Origin of the sequence: Micromonospora sp. NPDC023956, from assembly GCF_040639195.1 — a bacterium.
Classification (GTDB): domain Bacteria; phylum Actinomycetota; class Actinomycetes; order Mycobacteriales; family Micromonosporaceae; genus Micromonospora.
The window spans coordinates 55480-76247 of record NZ_JBEZZN010000022.1 but is presented as its reverse complement, the minus strand read 5'-3'; the positions used below and the strand labels follow the sequence as shown (position 1 = coordinate 76247).

Annotated in this window: 17 protein-coding genes; 9 read left to right on the top strand and 8 right to left on the bottom strand. The window is 72.6% G+C overall.

What is annotated here, in order from left to right; all coding sequences use genetic code 11:
* From AB0F58_RS28145 to AB0F58_RS28120, 6 genes are all read right to left on the bottom strand, one after another.
* A partial coding sequence (locus AB0F58_RS28145; RefSeq protein ID WP_357149255.1) for an amino acid adenylation domain-containing protein occupies window positions 1-2879 on the bottom strand: 2879 nt, incomplete at its 3' end.
* Window positions 2880-2953: 74 nt separating this feature from the next.
* Window positions 2954-4258 carry a PLP-dependent aminotransferase family protein gene (locus AB0F58_RS28140; protein WP_357149252.1) on the bottom strand — a complete coding sequence of 435 codons (1305 nt, stop codon included), beginning with the start codon at window positions 4256-4258 and terminating at the stop codon, window positions 2954-2956.
* Window positions 4255-4473, bottom strand: a complete 219-nt coding sequence (locus AB0F58_RS28135) for an MbtH family protein (RefSeq protein ID WP_357149249.1) — start codon at window positions 4471-4473, stop codon at window positions 4255-4257. Before AB0F58_RS28135 ends, AB0F58_RS28140 begins: the two co-directional genes overlap by 4 nt.
* 314 nt (window positions 4474-4787) lie before the next feature.
* Entirely contained in the window at window positions 4788-6161 is a 1374-nt protein-coding gene (locus AB0F58_RS28130) for a hypothetical protein (RefSeq protein ID WP_357149246.1), read from the bottom strand.
* Window positions 6162-6252: 91 nt separating this feature from the next.
* Window positions 6253-6915 carry a DUF4291 domain-containing protein gene (locus AB0F58_RS28125; RefSeq protein WP_357149243.1) on the bottom strand — a complete coding sequence of 221 codons (663 nt, stop codon included), beginning with the start codon at window positions 6913-6915 and terminating at the stop codon, window positions 6253-6255.
* 227 nt (window positions 6916-7142) lie between these two features.
* Window positions 7143-7796: a Tat pathway signal sequence domain protein gene (locus tag AB0F58_RS28120; protein WP_357149241.1), complete on the bottom strand. Its 654-nt coding sequence runs from the start codon at window positions 7794-7796 to the stop codon at window positions 7143-7145.
* Window positions 7797-8250: 454 nt separating this feature from the next.
* On the opposite strand from AB0F58_RS28120, the gene AB0F58_RS28115 reads away from it, so the two are divergent.
* Window positions 8251-8886 (top strand): DUF6230 family protein, encoded by a 636-nt coding sequence (locus AB0F58_RS28115; protein ID WP_357149238.1) that lies wholly within the window; start codon window positions 8251-8253, stop codon window positions 8884-8886.
* 2 nt (window positions 8887-8888) lie between these two features.
* A complete protein-coding gene (locus AB0F58_RS28110; RefSeq protein ID WP_357149236.1) occupies window positions 8889-9479 on the top strand; it encodes a DUF6114 domain-containing protein in 591 nt (196 codons plus the stop codon).
* Window positions 9480-9679: 200 nt separating this feature from the next.
* Here AB0F58_RS28110 and AB0F58_RS28105 read toward each other — a convergent pair whose 3' ends face one another.
* Window positions 9680-10675 (bottom strand): hypothetical protein, encoded by a 996-nt coding sequence (locus tag AB0F58_RS28105; protein WP_357149233.1) that lies wholly within the window; start codon window positions 10673-10675, stop codon window positions 9680-9682.
* Between the two features lie 208 nt (window positions 10676-10883).
* Between AB0F58_RS28105 and AB0F58_RS28100 the strand changes: the two genes are divergently transcribed.
* The 6 genes from AB0F58_RS28100 (at window position 10884) to AB0F58_RS28075 (ending at window position 17694) form a co-directional block, all read left to right on the top strand.
* Window positions 10884-12101 (top strand): CoA transferase, encoded by a 1218-nt coding sequence (locus AB0F58_RS28100; RefSeq protein WP_357149230.1) that lies wholly within the window; start codon window positions 10884-10886, stop codon window positions 12099-12101.
* Window positions 12098-12943, top strand: coding sequence for a cyclase family protein (locus tag AB0F58_RS28095; RefSeq protein ID WP_357149227.1), 846 nt, complete (start codon window positions 12098-12100; stop codon window positions 12941-12943). Before AB0F58_RS28100 ends, AB0F58_RS28095 begins: the two co-directional genes overlap by 4 nt.
* A complete protein-coding gene (locus tag AB0F58_RS28090) occupies window positions 12940-14394 on the top strand; it encodes an MmgE/PrpD family protein (protein ID WP_357149224.1) in 1455 nt (484 codons plus the stop codon). The genes AB0F58_RS28095 and AB0F58_RS28090 overlap by 4 nt, the downstream gene beginning before the upstream one ends.
* A gap of 83 nt (window positions 14395-14477) precedes the next feature.
* Window positions 14478-15278 carry an IclR family transcriptional regulator gene (locus AB0F58_RS28085; RefSeq protein ID WP_357149221.1) on the top strand — a complete coding sequence of 267 codons (801 nt, stop codon included), beginning with the start codon at window positions 14478-14480 and terminating at the stop codon, window positions 15276-15278.
* Between the two features lie 45 nt (window positions 15279-15323).
* Window positions 15324-16709, top strand: a complete 1386-nt coding sequence (locus AB0F58_RS28080) for an AMP-binding protein (protein WP_357149218.1) — start codon at window positions 15324-15326, stop codon at window positions 16707-16709.
* Between the two features lie 121 nt (window positions 16710-16830).
* Complete coding sequence (locus AB0F58_RS28075) at window positions 16831-17694, top strand: amidohydrolase family protein (RefSeq protein ID WP_357149215.1); 864 nt, start codon at window positions 16831-16833, stop codon at window positions 17692-17694.
* 108 nt (window positions 17695-17802) lie between these two features.
* Here AB0F58_RS28075 and AB0F58_RS28070 read toward each other — a convergent pair whose 3' ends face one another.
* Complete coding sequence (locus tag AB0F58_RS28070; RefSeq protein ID WP_357149212.1) at window positions 17803-18987, bottom strand: MFS transporter; 1185 nt, start codon at window positions 18985-18987, stop codon at window positions 17803-17805.
* Window positions 18988-19158: 171 nt separating this feature from the next.
* Between AB0F58_RS28070 and AB0F58_RS28065 the strand changes: the two genes are divergently transcribed.
* A complete protein-coding gene (locus AB0F58_RS28065) occupies window positions 19159-20760 on the top strand; it encodes an ABC transporter substrate-binding protein (protein WP_357149209.1) in 1602 nt (533 codons plus the stop codon).
* The last annotated feature ends 8 nt before the right edge of the window (window positions 20761-20768 follow it).

Sequence of the window (20768 nt, the reverse complement as noted above, 5' to 3'; positions counted from 1 at the left end):
GTTTGTCGGGCGTTGCGGGGTGCGGCGTGGGCGGTGGTGGTGTGGGTGGGGGCGGGTAGGGCGGTGCGGTCGAGTTTGCCGTTGGCGGTCATGGGCAGGTTGTCCATGACCAGGTAGGCGGTGGGGATCATGTAGTCGGGTAGGTGGGTGGCGAGGTCCCGGCGCAGGTCGGTGACGTCGACGGGGGTGCCGTCGGTGGGGACGAGGTAGGCGGTGAGGCGTTTGTCGCCGGGTTGGTCCTCGCGGACGATGACGGCGGCGTGGTGGATGTCGGGTCGTGCGGTGAGGGTGGTTTCGATTTCGCCGAGTTCGATGCGGAAGCCGCGGATCTTGACTTGGTCGTCGGTGCGGCCGAGGAAGTGGAGGTGTCCGTTGGTGTCCCAGCGGACGAGGTCGCCGGTGCGGTACATACGGGTGCCGGGGGGTCCGTACGGGTCGGCGACGAACCGCCCGGCGGTCAGGGCGGGACGCTTCACGTACCCCCGGGCCAGGCCCGGACCGGCCACGTAGAGCTCACCGGGTACGCCCACCGGCACGGGCTGCAACGACCCGTCGAGGACGTAGAGGTCGGTGTTGGCGACGGGGACGCCGATGGTGACGGGTTGGCCGGGGGGTAGGGGTCCGCCGCTGGCGCAGACGGTGACCTCGGTGGGGCCGTAGGAGTTGACCAGTCGGTAGTCGACGGACCAGGCGTCGACCAGCCACTGCGGGCAGGCCTCGCTCGCGGTGATGACCATCGCTCCGGCGGGGATCGTGCCGGCCGGCAGGGAGGCCAGCAGCGACGGGGTGACGGTGACGTGCGTGGTCCGACCGACCAGGTCGTGATCGGTGCCGGCGGTGAGGAGCTGCTCCGGGGCGAAGGGGATGACGGCGCCGCCGGCGAGCAGGGCCATCAGCATCTCCCAGACCGAGCCGTCGAAGCCGATCGAGGCGATCTGGAGGACGTGGCTGCCGGGGCGGACCTCGAAGTCCTGCTGGTAGCGGTGGGCCAGTCGGCTGATTCCCCGGTGGGTGACCGTGACGCCCTTCGGCGCGCCCGTCGACCCCGACGTGTAGATCACGTACGCGGCGTTGTCCAGGTGCAGCGTGGGCCGCGGGTCGGTGTCGGGCAGGGTGGCCAGCTCACGCCACAGGTCGTCGCCGAGGACCAGGAGCTTCGTCGCGGTGACGTCGGGCAGCACGCCGGGGTCGTCGACGACGATCACCGGCGGTGCGGTGTCCCGCAGCACGTACTCCTTGCGGGCGGCGGGGTACGCCGGGTCCAGCGGCACGTAGCAGCCGCCCGCCTTGCTGATCGCCAGCAGGACGGTGACCAGGTCCACCGACCGGCTCATCGACACGGTCACCGGGACGTCCGGTCCGACTCCCTGCCCGGTCAGGTGACGGGCGAGACGGTTGGCCCTGGCGTTCAGTTCCCGGTAGGTGACCCGCGTACCGCCGTCGACGACCGCGACGGCCTCCGGGTGCTGCCGTACCTGCCGGTCGAAGAGCGCGGGCAGGGTCTCGCACGGCACCCGGGGCGTGGCGCGCTGGAAACCGTCGAGAACCTGCCGGCGTTCCTCGGCGGTCAGGATGTCGGTGGCGCCCAGCCGTCGCTCCGGGGCGGCGGCGACCTGCTCGAGCACGCCCACCAGCCGTCGCCCCAGCGCCTCCGCGCCGGCCCGGGTGAAGAGGTCCTTCGCGTACGTGACGGTCAGCTCCAGCTCGCTGGTGCCGTCCCGGGAGACGAACCCGAAGAACACGTCGAACTTCGCCGTCTCGAACGGGGCCTTCTCGGCCACCACGTCCAGCCCGTCCAGTTCCAGGACGAGTCCCCGGTCCACCGCGAAGGCGATCTGGAACAGCGGGTGCCGGCCGAGCGACCGGGCCGGCTGGAGGTGCTCGACGAGGCGTTGGAAGGGGAGGTCCTGGTGGTCGTAGGCGGTGAGGTCGGCGTCGCGGACACGGTGGACCAGGTCGCCGAAGGTGGGGTCGCCGGTGGTGTCGGTGCGCAGGACGAGGGTGTTGACGAAGAAGCCGATCAGCTGGTCGAGGTTCTCGTCGGTGCGTCCGGCGACGACGGTGCCCAGCGGGATGTCGGTGCCGCACCCGAGCCGGGTGAGGAGGGTGGCGATGGCGGCCTGGACGACCATGAACAGGGTGGCGTCGCGGTTGCGGGCGACGGCACGCAGCGCGTCGTGGGTGGCCGGGTCGATGGTGAGGTCGACGCGCCCGGCCCGGTAGGACGCCTGCGGCGGGCGGGGACGGTCGGTGGGCAGCGGCAGTTCCTCGGGCAGCCCGGCGAGGGCGTCGCCCCAGTAGGCGAGCTGACGGCTGATCTTGCTGTCCGGGTCGTCCTCGGCACCGAGCAGGCTCCGCTGCCACTGGCTGTAGTCGGCGTACTGGACGGGCAGCGGCTCCCACTCGGGGGCGCGCCCGGCGGTGCGGGCCGCGTAGGCGGTCGAGAGGTCCTGGCTCAGCGGCCCCATCGACGTGCCGTCCCCGGCGATGTGGTGCAGCGAGATGACGAGCAGGTGCTCCCGTTCGGCGAGGGTGAACAGCCGCACCCGCAGCGGCAACTCGGTGGCCAGGTCGAACGGCTGCGCGCAGGTCCGGGTGACGGCCGCGTCGGCCTCGTCCGGCGACAGCACCGCGTGGGCGAAGTCCACCCGCGCCTCGGCCATCGGCAGCACCCGCTGGACCGGCTCCCCGTCGACCTCCACGTAGACCGTCCGCAGGATGTCGTGGCGGCCCACCACGTCGGTCACCGCGCTCTCCAGCGCGGCGACGTCGATCCGGTCCCGCACCCGGGTCACCACCGGGATGTTGTACGTCGCCGACGGTCCCTCCAACCGGTCCAGGAACCACAACCGACGCTGCGCGAACGACAACGGGACCATCAGACTGCTCTCTTTCGACAGGTACGGGGTGCAGCACGCGGGCTGCTGCGGCGGGCCGCGGGTGACGTCGCGGGTCAGGAACGGACGAAGCCGGCGAGCCGGCGCAGGCCCTCGTCGATCTCGGCAGGGCTCAGGTGACTGAAGGACAGCCGGATCTGCCGACGCGGTCGCCCGTCGCCGTAGAAGTGGTGGATCGGGGTCCAGAGCACGCCGTGTTCCCGCGCGGACCGTTCCAGGACGTCGTCGTCGGCCTCGAAGGGCACGTTCAGCAGCAGGAAGAACCCGCCGTCCGGCGAGTTCCAGGTGACCTCCGGACGGCTGCCGGCCGGGAAGTGGGCGGCGAGGCCGTCCAGGAGCTGCCGGAGGTTGCGCTGGTAGACGTCGATCTCCCGCTTGTTGGCGGCGCGCATGCTGAACCCGTTCTCCAGCAGCTTCCCGCCGATCACGGCCTGGCCGATCGGGGAGGTGTTGACCGTCAGCATGCTCTTGAGCCGGGCGAGTTGGTCGGCCAGCGACTCCCGGCGTCCGTCCCGGTCGACCCGCTGGTCGGCGACGACGTATCCGACGCGGGCGCCCGGGAAGCCGGACTTGGCGAACGAGCCCACGTACACCACCCGGCGGGAGCGGTCCAGCGCCTTCAGTGTGGGCGGGCCCTCCCGCTCCGGGCCGAAGATGCCGTACGGGTTGTCCTCGATGAGGAGGATCCCCTCGTCCTCGGCGGTGCGCAGCAGCTGCTCCCGGGTGGCCCGGTCCAGGCTGCGGCCGGTCGGGTTGGCGAAGTCGGTGTTCAGGTACAGCGCCCGCGGGTTCAGCCCGACGGCTCGCGCGCGGCGCAACGTGTCGCCCAGGTCGGCCAGGTCCACGCCCTCGGGACCGCCGCGCACCGGCCGGACCGGCATGTCCACCAGTTCCGCCGCGCCGGCCAGTCCGACGTAACCGGGCTGTACCGCCAGGACCACGTCCTCGGCGGTCCGGCGCAGGGCCCGCAGCACCAGGTAGATCCCCTCCTGCGCGCCCACGGTCACCACGATCGAGTCCGCGTCGACCTCGATGCCCTCGTCGACGGAGAGGCTCCGGGCGATCAGGTCGTGGATGAGGCCCTTGGTCCGGCCGTACTGGAGCAGGTCCTGACAGACCCGGATCTCGTCCCCGTCGTACTCGCGCAGCAGGTGCTCGGTGTACGTGTCGAGGTACCGCCGGATCAGGTCGACGCTGAAGAAGCCCTCGTGCGGCCGGCCGGCGGCGAACGAGATGGCGTCGGGGAACCGCAGCGCGATCTCGTTGAGGAAGTTCATGGTGTCGGCCTGCGGTGAGCTGAGGAACGCGAAGAGTTCGCCGCCGCGCAGGTCGACGTCGGCGGCCGTGGGGCTCACCGTCACCGCGCGTCGCCCGCCCGCATCGCTTCGACCAGGCTGCGGGGCCGCATGTCGACCCAGTTCGTCTCGACGTAGGCCAGGCACTCGCTGCGGGCGGAGTCGGGCAGGCAGACCGTCCATCCGGCGGGCACCTCCGCGAACGCCGGCCAGACGGAGTACTGGCCCTCGTCGTTCACCAGGACCTTGAACCGGGCGTTCTCGTCATCGAAGGGGTTCACCGGGAGTGCTCCTCGCGTCGTCCGACCCTTGTGCAGCCACCTCCGCGAGGCGCTGGCACACAAGACTGACGGTCGTCACTCACCGGGCGCTTCCCGCATTCTTCCCGCCACCGCCGCACCCGGTTCCCACCGCTGTGCAAGCCGACCAGCTCCGGCACCGCACCCGGGTCGTCGTCAGAGGACGCGCAGGCGGAAACACCCCTCGGACGCCGCGAGGGGGACGTTCGTCGGTTGGGGGGGGGCGACCCCCAGGGCGCTGGCCCGGGGCGGAACGGGACGCGGCGGACGGCGGGGCCGCCGTCCGCCGCGTCCGCTCAGGCGCCCGCGCCGACCCTGCCGCCGGCGGGGTCGGTGGCCTCCTGCGCCCCGTTGGCTCCGTGGGCCCTGCTGGCTCCGTTGGCCCCGTCCGGCCGGGGCGCGACCTGGGGGTACTCGCTGGTCGGGGCACCGCCCGCAGCGGCTGCCATCACCGCCGCCGCGGCCAGGTCGGCCACCCGCTTCGCCTCGCGCTGCACCCGGGCCCGGACGTCCTTGGCGTGCCGCTCGGCGGACTCGGCCGCCCGGCGCACCTCCTCCAGCCGGGTCAGCTCACCGGCGAGTTCCTGGCGGGTGTCGGTGAGTCGCTGCTGGAGCTGGGCGGCCTCGCGCTCCACACCGCCCGCCTCCTGGCGTGCCTGGGCCAGGTGCTGCTGCGCGGCGTCCAGTTCGCTCTGGAGCTGGGCCAGGGCCTGTCGCCGCTCCCGGATGTCCTGCTGCACGGCGGTGACCTGCTGCTGGTGGACGGCGGCCTGCTCGTCGGCGTGCTGACGGAGCCTGGTCGCGTACTGCTGGGCCTCGGTGACGAGCGTGGCGATCTTCTGCTCGGCCGTGGTCCGCTGGCGGGTCACCTCCTGTTCCGCCGCCGCCCGGTGCTCGGTGAGTTCCTGCTCGGCGGCGGCGCGCCGCTCCTCGATCTCCCGCTCCACGCCGGCCTGCCACTGGGCCAGTTCCTGCTGGGTCTGCGTGCGGGCCGCGTGCACCTCCTGCTGGATCTGGGTACGGGCGGCCTCCAGCAGCGCCTCGGCCTCGGCCCGGGTCCGCTCGACCTGCTGTGCGGTCTGCTCGTTGATCCGCTGGGCGTCCTGGAGGGCGCGTTCGTGCGCGGCCTCGCCCTCCGCGCGCAACCGCTGGGCCAGCTCGCGGATCTCGGCCAGTTCGGCCTGGGCGGAGGCCCGCAGCTCCTCGTGGGCCTTCTCCTGCTCGGCCCGCCGGGTGGCCAGCTCCTCCTCCAGGTCGTGCAGCTGCCGGGTCGCCTGCTCCCGGGCCTCGGTGAGCACCCGCTCCGCCTCGGTCTCCAGCCCGGACACCCGCGCGGTGCCGGCCTCGACGATCGCGTCGGCCTGCTTCTCCGCCAGGGCCAGGATCTGGTCGACCATCGGGCCCAGGTCGCGGAAGGTGGCCCGGTCCACCTGGGTCGGCCGCTGGCGCAGCTCGACCAGTTCCGTCTGGGCCTGCTGGAGTTGTGCCGTCAGGGAGTGGAGCTGGCCGGCGGCCCGGTCGCGGGCGCCGGCCAGCGCCGTCATCTCGGCGTCCACCTGTTCGACGTACCGGTCCACCTGTCGTTTGTCGTAGCCGCGCAGCGTGAGTTCGAAACTCGGTCGCGAGATCATGACATCGCGTAGTGCGAACGGCTCCTCGCCGTGGGACATGCGCCACCCTCCGTACGATCGCGGACGTCACGCCGGTGGAAGCTCCACGGCATGACGCGGCGCAAGGCTACCGTCGGCCCGGCACGGCTCGTCAGCGAGCCCCGTCCCCGTCGCGGGAGGTCGGGGCGGTCACCGGAGTCGGGGAGGGGCCGTCGACCGTCGATGCTCCGACGTGGACGGCCAGGTCGACCGGCAGCGGGTACGGACGCTCGATCGGCAGCACCGCCCGCGCCCCTGTCCGGTCCCCCTCGGCCAGTCTCGCCCGGACGGCGTGGGCGACGGGGGTGACGTCGCGGATGTCCACGATCCAGTCCTCGACGTACCGGTCGACGGCCGTGCCGGAGAGACCGACCTGGAGCGAGCGGTACGGCAGCGGTCGCAGGTCCAGGTCACGTTCCGGGTCCCACTGCACCCGGACCGGGCTGCGCCGGAGGTGGTGGGACCAGGCCGCGTGGTCGGCGTAGCGGTCGGGGTCGTGGTGACTCGGACAGGAGTTCGCCAGCGCCCACTCGAAGCCGGCCCGGCTGATCTCGATGGCGAGCACGCACTCCTGGTCCGGCTTGGCACCCCAGCCGCAGCGGTACATCATCCACAGGAACGACGGCTTGACCCAGGTCATCCGCTCGCGTTTGAACGGTGCGACGAACCGGCCGTGGCGCAGCGCCGGTGTGGCGATCGCCGGGGCGTACGCCTGGTAGACGGTGATCGTGTCCGCGCCGTACCCGGCCCGGATCTCGCGGTACGGACGCTCCATGTCGCCGATCATGACCGACCGGCGGATCCGGGGCGACCGGATTTGCCGCACCGGGCCGGGGCGGACACCACGTCCCCGACGCCCGACGCCCGACGCCCGACGGGCCGGATGCCGGCAGACCGTCCACCCCGGTCGAGCAGCCCCCGTCCACACCCGTGCCCGGCCGGTGTCGGGAGACACCGGCCGGGCGGGCGGCCGGTGGGGTCACCACCGGCCGGTCGGGACCGTCAGTTCACGAACACCGCGCCACCCGGGCCGCTGACCGGGGCGTAGGTCACGGTGAAGTAGCCGGTGGAGAAGCAGGTGCCGGGACCGGAGACCTTGGTGAACGGCTGGTTGGTCAGGTTGATGGACTTGTCGGTGTTGTTCGCCGTGCCGACCAGGCGGTTGCCGTTGGCCTGGTAGACGCAGGTGATGGTGCCGAGCAGGGTGCTGAGGACGGCGGTCGTCTGGATGGGGCCGGCCGCGCCGCCGGTGATGGTGAGGACCTTGCCGCTGGTCACCGAGGCGTTGAACGGCAGGTTGTTCACCGTGATGCTCCGGACGCCGACCACTCCGACGACGTTGCTCGTGCAGCTGCTGACGGTCTGCGTGCCGACGTTCTCGGTCGCCGTACCGGGGGCGGTGGGGTTGCTGGTGACCGTGGCCGCGAAGGTGGACTGGGAGCACTTCACGCCGGTGCTGCCGGTCGTGGAGTTGTAGAGGTTCGCCGTGGTGCCGGACTTCAGGTTCGCGGTCAGCGTCTGGCCGACGGCGACCGACGGGCCGGTCGCGCTGTTGTAGGTGAGCACGTTGCCCGCCGCGGCGGCCGGGCCGGCGGTGGCGAGCACGGCCAGCATCGTCGAGGCCGCGGCGAGGGTGAGGTACGCGTACCTGCGCATGACGTCTCCCTGGTGTGGTGGGGGTGGGACCGGGTGGGTGTGGTGGGGGATGGGACCGGGCGGGGGCGTGCCTCCCTTCCTCGGGTGGCACCCGCCGACCCGAGCGGCCTCGGGCCGGGTCGGGGCGTCGGGCGGTGCGGGCGCGACGTGACCGTCCGCGGGTCGACCCGGGACGGGGCCGGCGGGCGGGGGGCGCCGCGTCGGTGTGGGTCGGACGGATCGCAGAACGCGCCGTCACGACGGGAAGCAATGAATTCTGCCGATGTTATATGCCTCCGATGGCGACGCCGTCAAGAAACAATTCCAGCGCCTTTTGATCGAGGTTTTTGACTCTTTTGCCATCGGTGAAGACGCAGCTGGCAGACGTCTTGACCGCGTACCGTACTGGGCGGTAACTTGTTCCATCCCTGCCACGGACAACCCACCAGGACGCCATTCGATCAAAGGAGTCGTCATGTCGTCTGTCGATATCGCGCACGCCTCCACGGCCATCCCCGAGGAAGGTGCGGTCCGTTGGCGCCGCTTCTTTCCGATGCTTCTCGGCACCGGTGTGCTCAGCGCCGCCATGGTGCTGCTCACCGCCCAGGGCGTACTGGCAGCGCAGTTCTCCATCTCCGGCCTGCCCTTCACGGTGACCGCCGACCGGCTCGACGGCACCGGTTTCGAGCAGTTCGCCGCACTGGACCACATGGTCGAGGGCAGCCCCAACGAGGGGGACACCGGGGGTCAGGTCGTGGTGATCGTCTCCGCGATCAACCGGGCCGAGCTGACCAATCTCTGCCAGAGCGTGAACATGGGCGGGATGGTTCTCAAGATCACCGCCGGTGACGCCGGCAAGCCGGTCAAGGCCCGCACCCTCGTCGTCGACTCGGACAGCATCGCCGGTGACGCCGACTTCTCGAACATCGACATCGGCCAGGACGCCAGCACCCTCGACAAGGTTCCGGGCGTCAAGGGCGGCATCGGCGTCTTCGCCCAGCAGGCCGACACGGTGGTCATCGACAAGCTCCGGCAGAACAACTGGGCCACCACCGCCGCCGCCTTCACCCTGCCCAATCTGCGGATGAGCTTCACCTCCGAGGGTTGCTGACGATGGCCGGTGCGGTCCCCGGGCCCGCCGCCGCGCCCCGCCGGAACCGGTCAGGCCGGTTCCGGCGGTGGCGTCGGACCCGTCCGTTCTGGGGCGCGCTCCTGGTGATCCTGGGCGGGGCCGAGATCCTCGCCTCGGTGCGCGCGCCCCTGCCGGTCATCCTCCACATCGGACTTCAGGGGATGGCCGGCTATCTCGTTCCGCTGCTGCTGTTGACCTGTGGCGTGCTCCTGCTCGCCACGCCCGCCCAGCGGGCCTTCTACGCGATCGTCTCGATCATCCTGGCTCTGGCCTCCTGGCTGACCTCGAACCTCGGCGGCTTCCTGATCGGCATGCTGCTCGCCCTGGTCGGTGGCTGCCTCGCGGTGGCCTGGACACCACGGACCCACCGGGCGGCCGGATCGGCGGCCCCGCCGACGGACCCGGACGCCGGGGCGGACCCGACGGGGGAGCCCGGGACGGTCGAGTCGGCGGACCCGCCGGCTTCCGGGGCGGCGGACCCGTCGGCGTCCCGGGCCGGCGGCGCGGCGGGGAGCCCGGTCCCGTCCGGGGTCACGGTCGACGGGTCGTCCGATCCGGAGCGCGCCCGCTGAAATCGGTGCGCCCGCGGGCCCGCTGAGTGCAGTGCGCCCGCGGGCCCGCTGAGTGCAGTGCGCCCGCGGGCCCGCTGAGTGCAGTGCGCCCGCGGGCCCGCTGAGTCCGGTGCGCCCGCGGGCCCGCTGAGTCCGGTGCGCCCGCGGGCCCGCTGAGTCCGGTGCGCCCGCGGGCTCGCTGAGTCCGGTGCGTCCCCCGGTCAGCTGCCGAAGGTCCGGCCGACCGGCAGGCCGCGCGCCGACAGGCACCGGGCGGCGCGGCGCAGCCGGGCGGACAGGTCGGGCGTCGCCGGGTCGAACAGCAGTCCGGCCACGTTGCCGGTGTGTGCGACCTGCACGCCGGCCGCCCCGGTCCGGGCCGCGACTCTCTCCAGGACGTCCAGCTCCGGTTTGCCGAGCAGGGCCTGGTTGCGGCGGGCACTCTCGGTGCTGACCAGGGCCAGCAGTGCGACGTCGGCGGTGGCGACCGCCTGCCGCACCGCAGCCCGCAGCTCCTCGTACGCCGGCACCTCGCGGACGGACGGCGCGGGCAGGGCGAGGGTGTCCACCGGGCGGCCCGCGCCGGTGGTGCAGGACAGGACGACGACGGCGGGCAGTGGACGGCCGAAGTCCTCCAGCACCCGGGCCTGGCGGGAGGCGAACAGGGTCGCGTGGTCGCCCAGCATCAACGGGTCGGACGCCCGTTCGGCCCGGACGGCGATCCGGGCCACCGTCTCCGGGGGGAGCCGGACGCCGAAGCTGGCCGCGACGGCGCGTACCGCGGCGATGACGTCGCTGGTGGAGGAGCCCATTCCGATCCCGACCGGAACCTCGCCGTGCAGCCGGAGCCACCCGCCGCACGGGCGGTGCCCGGCCCGGCGCGCGCACTCGGTCACCGCCAGGACGGCGGCGCGCCGTGCCTTGTCCCGGCCGGTCGGGCGGACCGTCAGGTGCTCGGCGGGGCTGCCCGGCCGGCGGACGAAGGTGGCGGTGGTGCCCGTACCGGGAACGGGAAGGGTGACCACCCCCCGGCACGGGCGTCCGTCGGCGTCGAGGAAGACGCCCTGGAGGATCTCGCCGTGGTGACACGGGGCCCGCCCGACTCCGCCCGGCCCCCGACGGTGCGCGAGCGGGTGCGGGCGGACGGCCGGCGGTGGCGCGGACGCACGGGCGACGTCGCGGACGGGCGGGCCGGCCGTGGGCGGGGTGGGGGTCACGACGTCGAGTCTGACCGCTGCCGGGAGACCCCGCGAACGGCCACCGCCCACCCGCACCGGTTTCGCCGGTGCGCCCGCCCGCCCCGCACCCGGGGTGCGTGCCCGTTCCGCGTCCTTGACCAGCCGGTACGTCACTCGGTACGGTTCGAGGAACGCCGTTCCTATCAACGGAACAGGGCGGTGCTCCGGACGAGGAAAGTGGGATCGGGTGGGCGGGCAGGGGTCGCAGAACCGGCAGGCGCTCGACGGCATCCGGGTGCTGGACGTGTCGACGATCCTCGCGGGCCCGTTGACCTGTCAGATCCTCGGTGACTTCGGGGCCGACGTGATCAAGATCGAGCACCCGCGACACGGCGACGGGATGCGGGGCCACGGGCTCAGCAAGGACGGCGTCGGTCTCTGGTGGAAGATGATCGGTCGCAACAAGCGGACCGTGGGGCTCTACCTCGGTGACCCGGAGGGTCAGGAGATCTTCCGCGAGCTGGTGCGCACCGCCGACGTGGTGGTGGAGAACTTCCGCCCCGGCACCCTGGAGAAGTGGGGCCTCGGCTGGGAGAGCCTGCGGGCGGTCAACCCCGGTCTGGTGCTGCTGCGGGTCACCGGCTTCGGGCAGACCGGCCCGTACGCCGGCCGACCGGGGTTCGGCACGCTGGCCGAGTCGATGAGCGGCTTCGCCCACCTGACCGGGATGCCGGACGGTCCGCCGACGCTGCCGGCGTTCGGCCTGGCCGACTCGATCGCCGGGATCACCGGCGCGTCGGCGGTCATGATGGCGCTCTACGCGCGTGCCACCGGCGACGGCACCGGCCAGGAGATCGACCTGGACATCCTGGAGCCGATCATGACCGCGGTCGGCCCGAGCGTCATCTACGTCGACCAGCTCGGCGTGGTCCAGCAGCGCACCGGTAACCGGTCGCTGAACAACGCGCCGCGCAACACGTACCGGACGAGGGACGGGCACTGGGTGGCCATCTCCACCTCGGCCAACTCCATCGCCGAACGGGTGCTGACCCTCGTCGGCCACCCCGAGGTGACCGCCGAGGAGTGGTTCGCCACCGGAGCCGGCCGGGCCCGGCACGCCGACCTGCTCGACGGGTACGTGACCGACTGGATCGGCGAGCGGACCCGGGCCGAGGTGGTCGACGCGTTCACCGCCGCCGGGGCCGCGGTCGCCCCGGTGTACGCGCCGGACGAGCTGCTCGCCGACCCGCAGGTCCGGGCGCTGGACATGATCACCCAGGTCCCGGACCCGGACCTGGGCAGCATCCGGATGCAGAACGTGCTGTTCCGGATGAGCGGTACCCCCGGTGCGATCCGCTTCACCGGACGGGCGTTGGGCGCCGACACCGACCAGGTGCTCGGCGGGGAGCTGGGCATCGGCGCGGATCGACTCGCCGCGCTGCGAGACCGGGGAGTGCTGCGATGACGGTGGAGACCATCCCGGGCGAGCGGCGGGGAGACGTCCTGCTCGACGCCGTCGCGGAGGGCGTACGGGTCTTCGACCTGGGCCGGCCGTTGCGCATCGGCATGCCCCAGTCGCCGAACCACCCGCCGTTCTGGCACACCCTGCCCCGGCGGCACGGCGACAGTCACCGCGCCGACGGCATGTCCGCCGCGAACGACCTGATCTCGCTCGGCACCCACGTCGGCACCCACATCGACGCGCTGGCCCACGTCTCGGTCGACGGCCGGCTGCACGGTGGCTCCGACGCCCTGCGGGCGCAGACCGGCGGTCGTTTCGCCACCGGCTCGATCGACGAACTGCCCCCGCTGGTGGGGCGGGGGGTACTGCTCGACGTACCGGCCGCGCTCGGACTGCCCGAACTCGAACCGGCCTACGAGATCACCCCGGCCGACCTGGACCGGACCGTCGCCCACCAGGGCACCCCGGTCGGGCCGGGGGACGTCGTCCTGATCCGCAGCGGCTGGGGACGCCGGTACGACGACCGTGAGGCGTACATCGGGCACGTGACCGGGGTGCCCGGGGTGGGCGAGGACGGGGCCCGCTGGATCGGCGCCCGGGGCGTCCGGCTGGCCGGCGCGGACACCATCGCCTTCGAACGGCTGGTCGCCGGCTCGGGGCACGCCCTGCTACCCGCCCACCGGGTGCTGCTGGTCGAGCACGGGATCAACCTGATCGAGGCGATGGCGCTGGAGGAACTGGCCGGCGCCGGGGTGCACGAGTTCACCATCGTGCTGGCCCACCTGAACATCGTCGGCGCGACCGGCAGTCCGGTCCGGCCGCTCGCCGTGGTGGTGGCCCGATGACCACGACGGCACCCCGGGCGCGGGTGGAGGCCACGCTGGGCCGGCAGCTCGCCGAGTTCGCCGTGGCGTACGGGCCGTCCGGTCGCCCGCTGCCCGCGCCGGTGGCGCACAGCGTCGCCCAGCGGGTGCTGGACGTGCTCGGCATCGCGGTCGCCGCCACCACCCTGCCCACCAGCGCCGCCGTGCTCGACCTAGTCGCCGAGCGCGGCGGGCGGCCGGTCGCCCGGGTGATCGGGTTGCGCGAGCGGGTACCGGCCAGCGAGGCGGCCTTCGCGCACGGCGTGCTCGCCCACTCGCTCGACTACGACGACACCCACCTGCCGTCGGTGCTGCACCCGAGCGCCAGCGTGGTGCCGGCGGCGCTCGCCGTCGCCGACCAGACCCGGGCCACCGGCGCGGAGGTCACCGCCGCCATCGCGGTCGGCCTGGAGACCTGCGTACGGGTGGGGATGGCCGGGTACGACCGGGAATCCGGGGCGAACCGGTACTTCGAACGGGGCCAGCACGCCACCTCGATGTGCGGGGCGCTGGGCTCGGCCGTCGCGGCCGGGAAACTGTTCGGCCTGGACGCCGAGGGCGTCCTGCACGCCATGGGCATCGCCGCGAGCATGGCCTCCGGGATCATCGAGGGCAACCGGACCGGTGGCACGGTCAAGCGGATGCACTGCGGCTGGGCCGCGCACGCCGGGGTCTGGGCGGCCCAGCTCGCGCAGCGGGGCATCACCGGACCGGGCACCCTCCTCGAGGGCCGCTTCGGCTTCTTCCAGGCCTTCCTCGGCGGCGAGTTCGACGCCGACGCGGTCGTCGACGGGCTGGGGGAGCGGTGGGAGGTGCCGGGGATCTTCTTCAAGCCGTACCCGGCGAACCACTTCACCCACGCCGGCATCGACGCGGCGCTGGCGCTGCGCGCGGCCGGCCTGCGCGCCACCGACGTCGCCTCCGCCGAGTTGGCCGTGCCCACCGCGACGGTCCGCACCATCGGTGAGCCGCTCGCCGTCAAGCAGGCACCGGAGACCGGCTACCAGGCACAGTTCTCCGGCCCGTACACCATCGCGGCGGCGCTGCTCGGCGGCGGCGGTCTCGGCCTCGGCCTGGACGACTTCACCGACGAACTCGCCCGCGACCCGGCCCGGCGGGAGCTGATGCGCCGGATCACCGTGGTCGCCGATCCGCGCTGCGACGCGATCTTCCCGCACCAGTTCCCGGCCGTGCTGCGGGTGCGCACCACCGACGGTCGGACGCTGGAGGAGGCGGTGCTGGCCAACCGGGGCGGATCGCAGCGTCCCCTGACCGACGAGGAGGTGGCCGGCAAGTTCCGGGACAACGCCGGCCGGGTGCTGTCGCCCGAGCGGGTCACCGCGGTCGCCGAGGCCGCCCGCGCGCTGCCCGAGGCGACGTCGGTGGACGCCCTGCTCGACCCACTGATGGCCGAAAACGGCATTCCGCTGTGAGGAACGACGACGGTTCCGTCGTACGATCTCGTTCGCCGCGTCTCCCGACGGCGCGGTGGGAGCCCGTGGCGGAAGGACTGTCAGTGAGCGAGACCAGCAAGACGATTCTCACCGTGGGTCGCGCGATGGAGGTGCTCACCCTCTTCACCGAGCGCCGGGAGTCCACCCTCGGGGTCACCGAGATCTCGAAGGCGCTCGGGCTCTCCAAGGCCGTCGTCCACCGGATCCTGTCGACGTTGCTGGAGAAGGACTACATCCAGATCGAACCGCAGACCCGCCGGTACGCGCTCGGCCCCGCGGCCCTCAAGCTCGGCCTGACCTACCTCGACGGCATCGACGTGCGGCGGATGGCCCAGCCGATCCTGCACGAGCTGGTCGTGGCCACCCAGGAGACCTCGACGCTCTCCATCCGCAGCGGCTGGACCCGGGTCTACATCGACCAGGAGACCCCGCCCGCGGACATCCGGATGTCGGTGCGGCTCGGGCACCCGTACCCGCTGCACGCCGGCTCGTCGTCCAAGGCGCTGCTGGCCTTCCTCGACCCGCAGGAGCAGGACGCGTACCTGGCCGCCGGGCCGTTCGAGCGACTGACCGACAGCACCATCACCTCGCCCGACCGGCTCCGCGCCGACCTGGCGGCGATCCGCGAGCGCGGCTACGCCCGGTCGCTCGGCGAGCGGCAGGCCGACGCGGCCTCGGTGGCCGCCCCGGTCCTCGACCACCGGGGCGAGCCGATCGCGGCGATCAGCGTCTGCGGCCCGCTGCGCCGCTTCGAACCCAAGATCGACGAGGCGGCGGTCGCGCTGCTGGACGGCGTACGACGGCTCTCGGCCCTGCTGGGTCACCGGGAGTCGGAGATCATCGGGCGACGCTCCCCAGAGTGACGCCCCCGGTGGTGGGGCCGGGCGGTCCCACAGGAGGGAACGACCGTGTCGGTGCACCCCGCGCTCGACCTCTCGGGCGACTCGCTGCTCTACGCGGACCCCGCCGAGGTGGACCGACTCCGTGACCCCCTGGTCACCGCCCAGGTCCGGCTGCTCGCCCGCCACCATCCCCACTACCGACGCCTCTTCGCCCGGACCGGAGTCGACCCCGAGCGGGTGCGCGGCGTCGCCGACCTGGCCCGGCTGCCGGTCACCGGGAAACAGGACTTCCTCGCCGACCCGGAGTCCTTCCGGCTGGAGCCGTCGGCCGACCTGCCGATCGCCGAACGCACCCTGGCGTACCTCATCTACACCACCGGCACCACCAGCGGCGCGCCCGCCCCGCTCTACGTCACCACCAGCGACGACTGGGGCTACCTGCTGCACGCCCGGCGCTGCGCCCGGCTGCTCGGGCTCGGCGCCGACGAGGTGATCGCCAACCTCTTCCCGCTGACCCCGTTCCCGATGGGGGCCCGGATCCGGGCCGACCGGACGGCGGCGGCGATCGGCGCGAGCATCGTGCAGGGGCACACCGGCCGTCCGTCGGCGGACTGGCCGGTGCACCGCCGCCTCGACGAGGCCATCGACCTGGTGGTGGCGCACGGCGCGACGGTGCTCTGGGGCGTCTCCGGGTTCGTCCGCCGGGTGCTGATCCGGGCCGCCGAGCGCGGACTGCGCCTGCCCGCTGTCCGCTGGTGCTTCGTCACCGGCGAGGCGACCAGCGCCGCCGGTCTCGACGATCTGCGGGAGCGGCTGCGGGCGGTGGGCGCGGGTACGGCCCGGGTCGCCAACCGGTACGGCTCGACCGAGGGCTGGTCGATGATCGAGTGCGCGGACGGCCACGGCTGGCACAACCCCACCCCGGACCTGATCCACCTGGAGGTGGTCGACCGGGCCAGCGGGGAGCCGCTGCCCGACGGGGAGGCCGGACTGCTGCTGATCACCCACCTGCGGGCCCGGGGCACCGCCTTCCTCCGGTACGCCGTCGGCGACGTGGTCCGGCTGACCCGCGAGCGCTGCGCCTGCGGGCGTACCGCCGAGCGGATCGTCTCCCAACCGGTGCGGACCAGGGACCTGGTCAAGGTCAACGGCACCCTGGTCAACCTGGCGGTGCTCGGGGACGCCCTGGCCGACCTGGCCGGGGTCGCGGAGTACCGGGTGGTGCTCGACCACCGACGCCCCGGCGACCCGCTCTCCGGCGACGGCGTCGTGGTGGAGTTCGCCCCGGTGGCCGGGACCGACGCCGAGGCGCTGGCGCCGGTGGTCCGGGAGCGGATCCACGCGCTGACCCACCTCACCCCCGGGGTGCGGGTGGTCGGCGCGGACGACATCTACGACCCGCTCGCCGACGCCAAACCGCGTCGCCTCGTCGACCGCCGTCAGGCGGGCTGACCACGCTTCCGCCGACCGCCGCGAGGCGGGGCGACGACGCTTCGCCCACCGCCGTCAGGCGGGCCGACACCGCTTCCATCGACCGCCGTCAGGCGGGTCGACACCGCTTCCGAGAGAGGTCGTGACCGTGCACACCGGTGCCATCGACGTGGTCGTGAACCCGTACACCCCCGAGATCGTGGCCGCCCGGCCGGCCTGGAGCCAGGACTTCCTCGGCCGCAAGATCGGCGCCGGGGACCGGCTGCCCGGTACCACCGTCGAGGAGTACCTGGCGAAGATGGACCGGGCCGGCATCGACCGGTCGTTCCTGATCGCCGCCAAACTGGGCCCGGCCACCGACGTGAACAGCTTCCACCTCCAGGTCGAGACGGTGGCCGAGATGGTCGCCGCGCACCCGGACCGGTTCAGCGGACTGGTCGGCCTCGACCCGACCGCCGGCATGGCCGAGCTGCGCCACCTGGAACGCGCGGTCACCGAGTACGGCTTCGTCGGCGCGCACTCCTACCCGCACTGGTTCGGGCTGCCCCCGGACCACCGCCGCTACTACCCGATCTACGCCAAGTGCGCCGAGCTGGACATCCCCATCCAGCTCCAGGTCGGCCACTGCCTCCGGTACGACGACGCCCGCCCGCTGCGCAGCGTCGGCCGGCCGATCACCCTCGACACGGTCGCCTGCGAGTTCCCGGAGTTGAAGCTGGTCGGGATCCACATCGGGTGGCCGTGGACGGAGGAGATGATCGCCGTCGCGTACAAGCACCCCAACGTCTACGTCGGCGTCGACGCGTACGCCCCGAAGCACTGGCCCGCGTCGTTGGTGCACTTCATGAACACCTTCGGGCGGGAGAAGGTGCTCTTCGGCACCGACTACCCGGTGATCGACCCGGAACGGGCGATGACCGAGTTCGCCGAGCTGGGCCTGCGTCCGGAGTCCGCCGCCGCCGTGCTGCGCGGCAACGCCCTGCGCCTCTACGGCCTCCCCGGCTGACGTCACCGGTGGCGCCGGGCCCGGCAGCGGCTGAGGGACGCCAGGTGAGCCGACGGGAGCGGACGGTCAGGTCCCCGTCGCGGTGACGGAGGCGGCGTACCGCCACCGTCACCGGCGGGTGGCGAGGTGGCCGGCCACGGCGAGGACGACCAGCGCGGCCGTGGCGGCGAGTCCGCCGACGCCGAACGCGGCCATCGGTCCGACCAGGCCGACCAGGGCCGCGCCCAGGGCCGGCCCGGTCGCCTGACCCAGCCGCGAGGACGCCGACCAGGCCCCGATGAGCAGCCCCCGGCCGTCCACCGGTTGCCGGGTCACGGCGTGGACGGCGGCGTTGTACGCGCAGCCGACCCCGACGCCGAGGACCACGACGGTGACCGCGACCACCCACACCGCCGGGGCGACGGCGGTCGCCAGCAGCGCCACCGCACACAGCCCGAGCCCGAGCTGGGCGACGTACCGGTCGCCCAGCCGGCCGGCGAGCATCACCAGCGTCGCCGAGGCGGCGAGACTGCCCACGTTGCCCAGCCCGACGAGGACGCCCCGGGCGGCCAACGGCACCTCGAAGACCCGGTCCAGGGCCAGGGGAAGCATCGCGGCGGTCGCCGCGGACATCAGTGTGATCACGACCGTGGTGAGCGCCAGCGCGCCGGCCACCGTGCCGAGCCCGCCGGTACGCCGCAGGTCGGCCAGGACGTGCGGGGCCCGGTGACCCGGACCGGCCGCTCGGCCCGGGGCCAGCCCGAGCACCCGGACCGTGCCGGGTACCAGCAGGACGCCCAGCGCGTAGATCCAGAACACGTTGCGCGGGTCGCCGATGCTGGCCACCGCGCCACCGACCACCGGCCCGACGGTCGACGCGCTGGTCAGCACGAAGGTGTTGACCGCCAGACCGCGCTGCCGGGCGGCACCGGTGAGGGCCTCGCCGATCACGGTCGGAGGGATGGTCAGCAGTCCGGCGAAGCCGACGCCCTGCACCGCCCGCAGCGCGACGGCGACGCCGAACGAGTCGACCAGCGCGCAGGCGGTGCCGGCGACCGTGAAGAGCAGCAGACAGCCGAGCGCCACCCGACCCCGCCCGAGCCGGTCGGAGAGCCCGCCCAGGAGCACGGTCAGGGCGATGCCCGGTACCGCGATCGCGCCCTGGAGCACCCCGACCGCCGGTTCGCCCACCCGGTACGCGGTAGCGAGTTCCGCCATGGCGGGTGCGAACGTTCCGTAACCGGTGGAGGCGACGGCGGACAGGGCGGTGACGGTCAGGAGCCCGCCGGTGCCGAGCGGTGGAGGAGACGCCACGGGCGGTCCATTCAGCGGAACAATGTTTCGATGAACGTACCGCAGACGTGAGCACAGGTCCATAACGGCACGTCAGGCCGTTGACACTGTCGAGAACCCGGTCCTAGTGTGTAGAAACGCTGTTCCGCTATGCGGATCGATGTGTGAATCTCTTGGGAGAGGGGTGCCGGGATGAGTCCGAAGACGGGAGCACTCGGCCGGTTCAGAGCCCTGAAGGTTTCTGCTCTGGTCGGGGTGGTGGCCCTCCTGGCTACCGCCTGTAGTTCATCCAACGGGGACGGTGAGAACCAGTCGAACTCCTCCCCGGGAGCGGCCGGGGCGGACATCGTGGTCGGGGTCGGGGTGATCAACCCCGACCTTGACGCGTTCTCCGCCACCTCACCGCCGCGTTCCTTCTACGCCTACCCGGTCTGGTCCCTGCTGACCCGGGTCGACACCCTCGGCGAGGGGGCCAAGGTGGTCCCCGGCGTCGCCGAGTCCTGGACCCGGGTCAACGACCTGACCTGGCAGTTCGTCCTGCGCAAGGACCTGAAGTTCGCCAACGGCGAGCCGGTGGACGCCGCCGCCGTGGTCTACTCCACCCGGTTCATGCTCGACCCGAAGAACGAGGCGAGCATCCGCGGCAAGCTCGGCATCATCAAGAAGGTCGAGGCGACCGACGACCACACCATCCGCTTCGACATGAGCGCGCCGGAGGCGATCCTGCCCCGGCTGCTCGGCGCGATGCCGATCGTTCCGCCCAAGGAGCACGCGAAGGTGGGGTCGAAGGCGTTCAACGTCAAGCCGATCGGCACCGGCGCCTTCATGGTGGAGAAGTTCGTCCCCGGCAAGGAGCTCGTGCTGGTGCCGAACCCCAACTCCGGTCAGGGCGAGGCGAAGCCGGCCTCGATCACCTTCAAGGCGATTCCGGAGGACGCCGCCCGGGTGGCCGCTCTCAAGGCCGGTGACGTCGACATCATCACCAAGGTCCCGATCGACGCGATCAAGTCCCTGGAGTCGTCCGACTACCAGATCCACGACGCGGTCGAACCCCGGACCTACGCGCTGGACCTGTACACCGACTCCGGACCGCTGACCGATGTCCGGGTCCGCCGGGCCATCGCTCAGTCCCTCGACCTGGACGCCCTGGTCAAGGGCGTGATGGGCGGCAAGGGTGACGTCGGTGAGGGGCAGCTCGCGCCGAAGTTCATGTCCGGCTACTGCCAGGACGTGACCCGCTGGCCGTACGACCTGGCGGCGGCGAACAAGCTGATGACCGAGGCCGGGGTCTCCGGGCTCAAGCTGAAGTTCCAGACCTCGCAGGGCTTCATCCTCAACGACACCCTGCTGGCGCAGGCGATCGGCGAGATGATCGGCAAGCTCGACGCGGTGGAGTCGGTGGAGATCGTCCCGATGGAGTTCTCCAACTACCTCGACGTCTACTACGGCCGCACCCAGCGGGCCGACATGTTCGCCTGGGGCATGAGCAGCTCGCCCTTCGTGGACGCCTCGGTGCAGCTCGAGCGCCTGGTCACCGGGTACCCCCAGCACAACATCGGCTACTCCAACCCGACCTACGACCAGTGGTTCGACAAGCTGCGCGCCGCCGAGGAGGGTACGCCGGAACGGCAGCAGGCGTTCTGCGAGCTGTCGAAGATCTACAAGGAGGACGTCCCCTCGGTGGCGGTCATGACCCTGCCGGACATCTGGGCCAGCTCCGACAAGATCCGGGACTTCACGGTGGACCAGGCGGGCAACCCGGCCTGGGAGCTGATCACCAAGGTCAAGGACTAGGCGGGAAC

Coding starts and splice junctions, on each gene's coding strand:
- AB0F58_RS28120 (WP_357149241.1), bottom strand. CDS start 7,796: ATGCGCAGGTACGCGTACCTCACCCTCGCCGCGGCCTCGACGATGCTG.
- AB0F58_RS28065 (WP_357149209.1), top strand. CDS start 19,159: ATGAGTCCGAAGACGGGAGCACTCGGCCGGTTCAGAGCCCTGAAGGTT.
- AB0F58_RS28115 (WP_357149238.1), top strand. CDS start 8,251: ATGTCGTCTGTCGATATCGCGCACGCCTCCACGGCCATCCCCGAGGAA.
- AB0F58_RS28125 (WP_357149243.1), bottom strand. CDS start 6,915: ATGGAGCGTCCGTACCGCGAGATCCGGGCCGGGTACGGCGCGGACACG.
- AB0F58_RS28110 (WP_357149236.1), top strand. CDS start 8,889: ATGGCCGGTGCGGTCCCCGGGCCCGCCGCCGCGCCCCGCCGGAACCGG.
- AB0F58_RS28130 (WP_357149246.1), bottom strand. CDS start 6,161: ATGTCCCACGGCGAGGAGCCGTTCGCACTACGCGATGTCATGATCTCG.
- AB0F58_RS28090 (WP_357149224.1), top strand. CDS start 12,940: ATGACCACGACGGCACCCCGGGCGCGGGTGGAGGCCACGCTGGGCCGG.
- AB0F58_RS28095 (WP_357149227.1), top strand. CDS start 12,098: ATGACGGTGGAGACCATCCCGGGCGAGCGGCGGGGAGACGTCCTGCTC.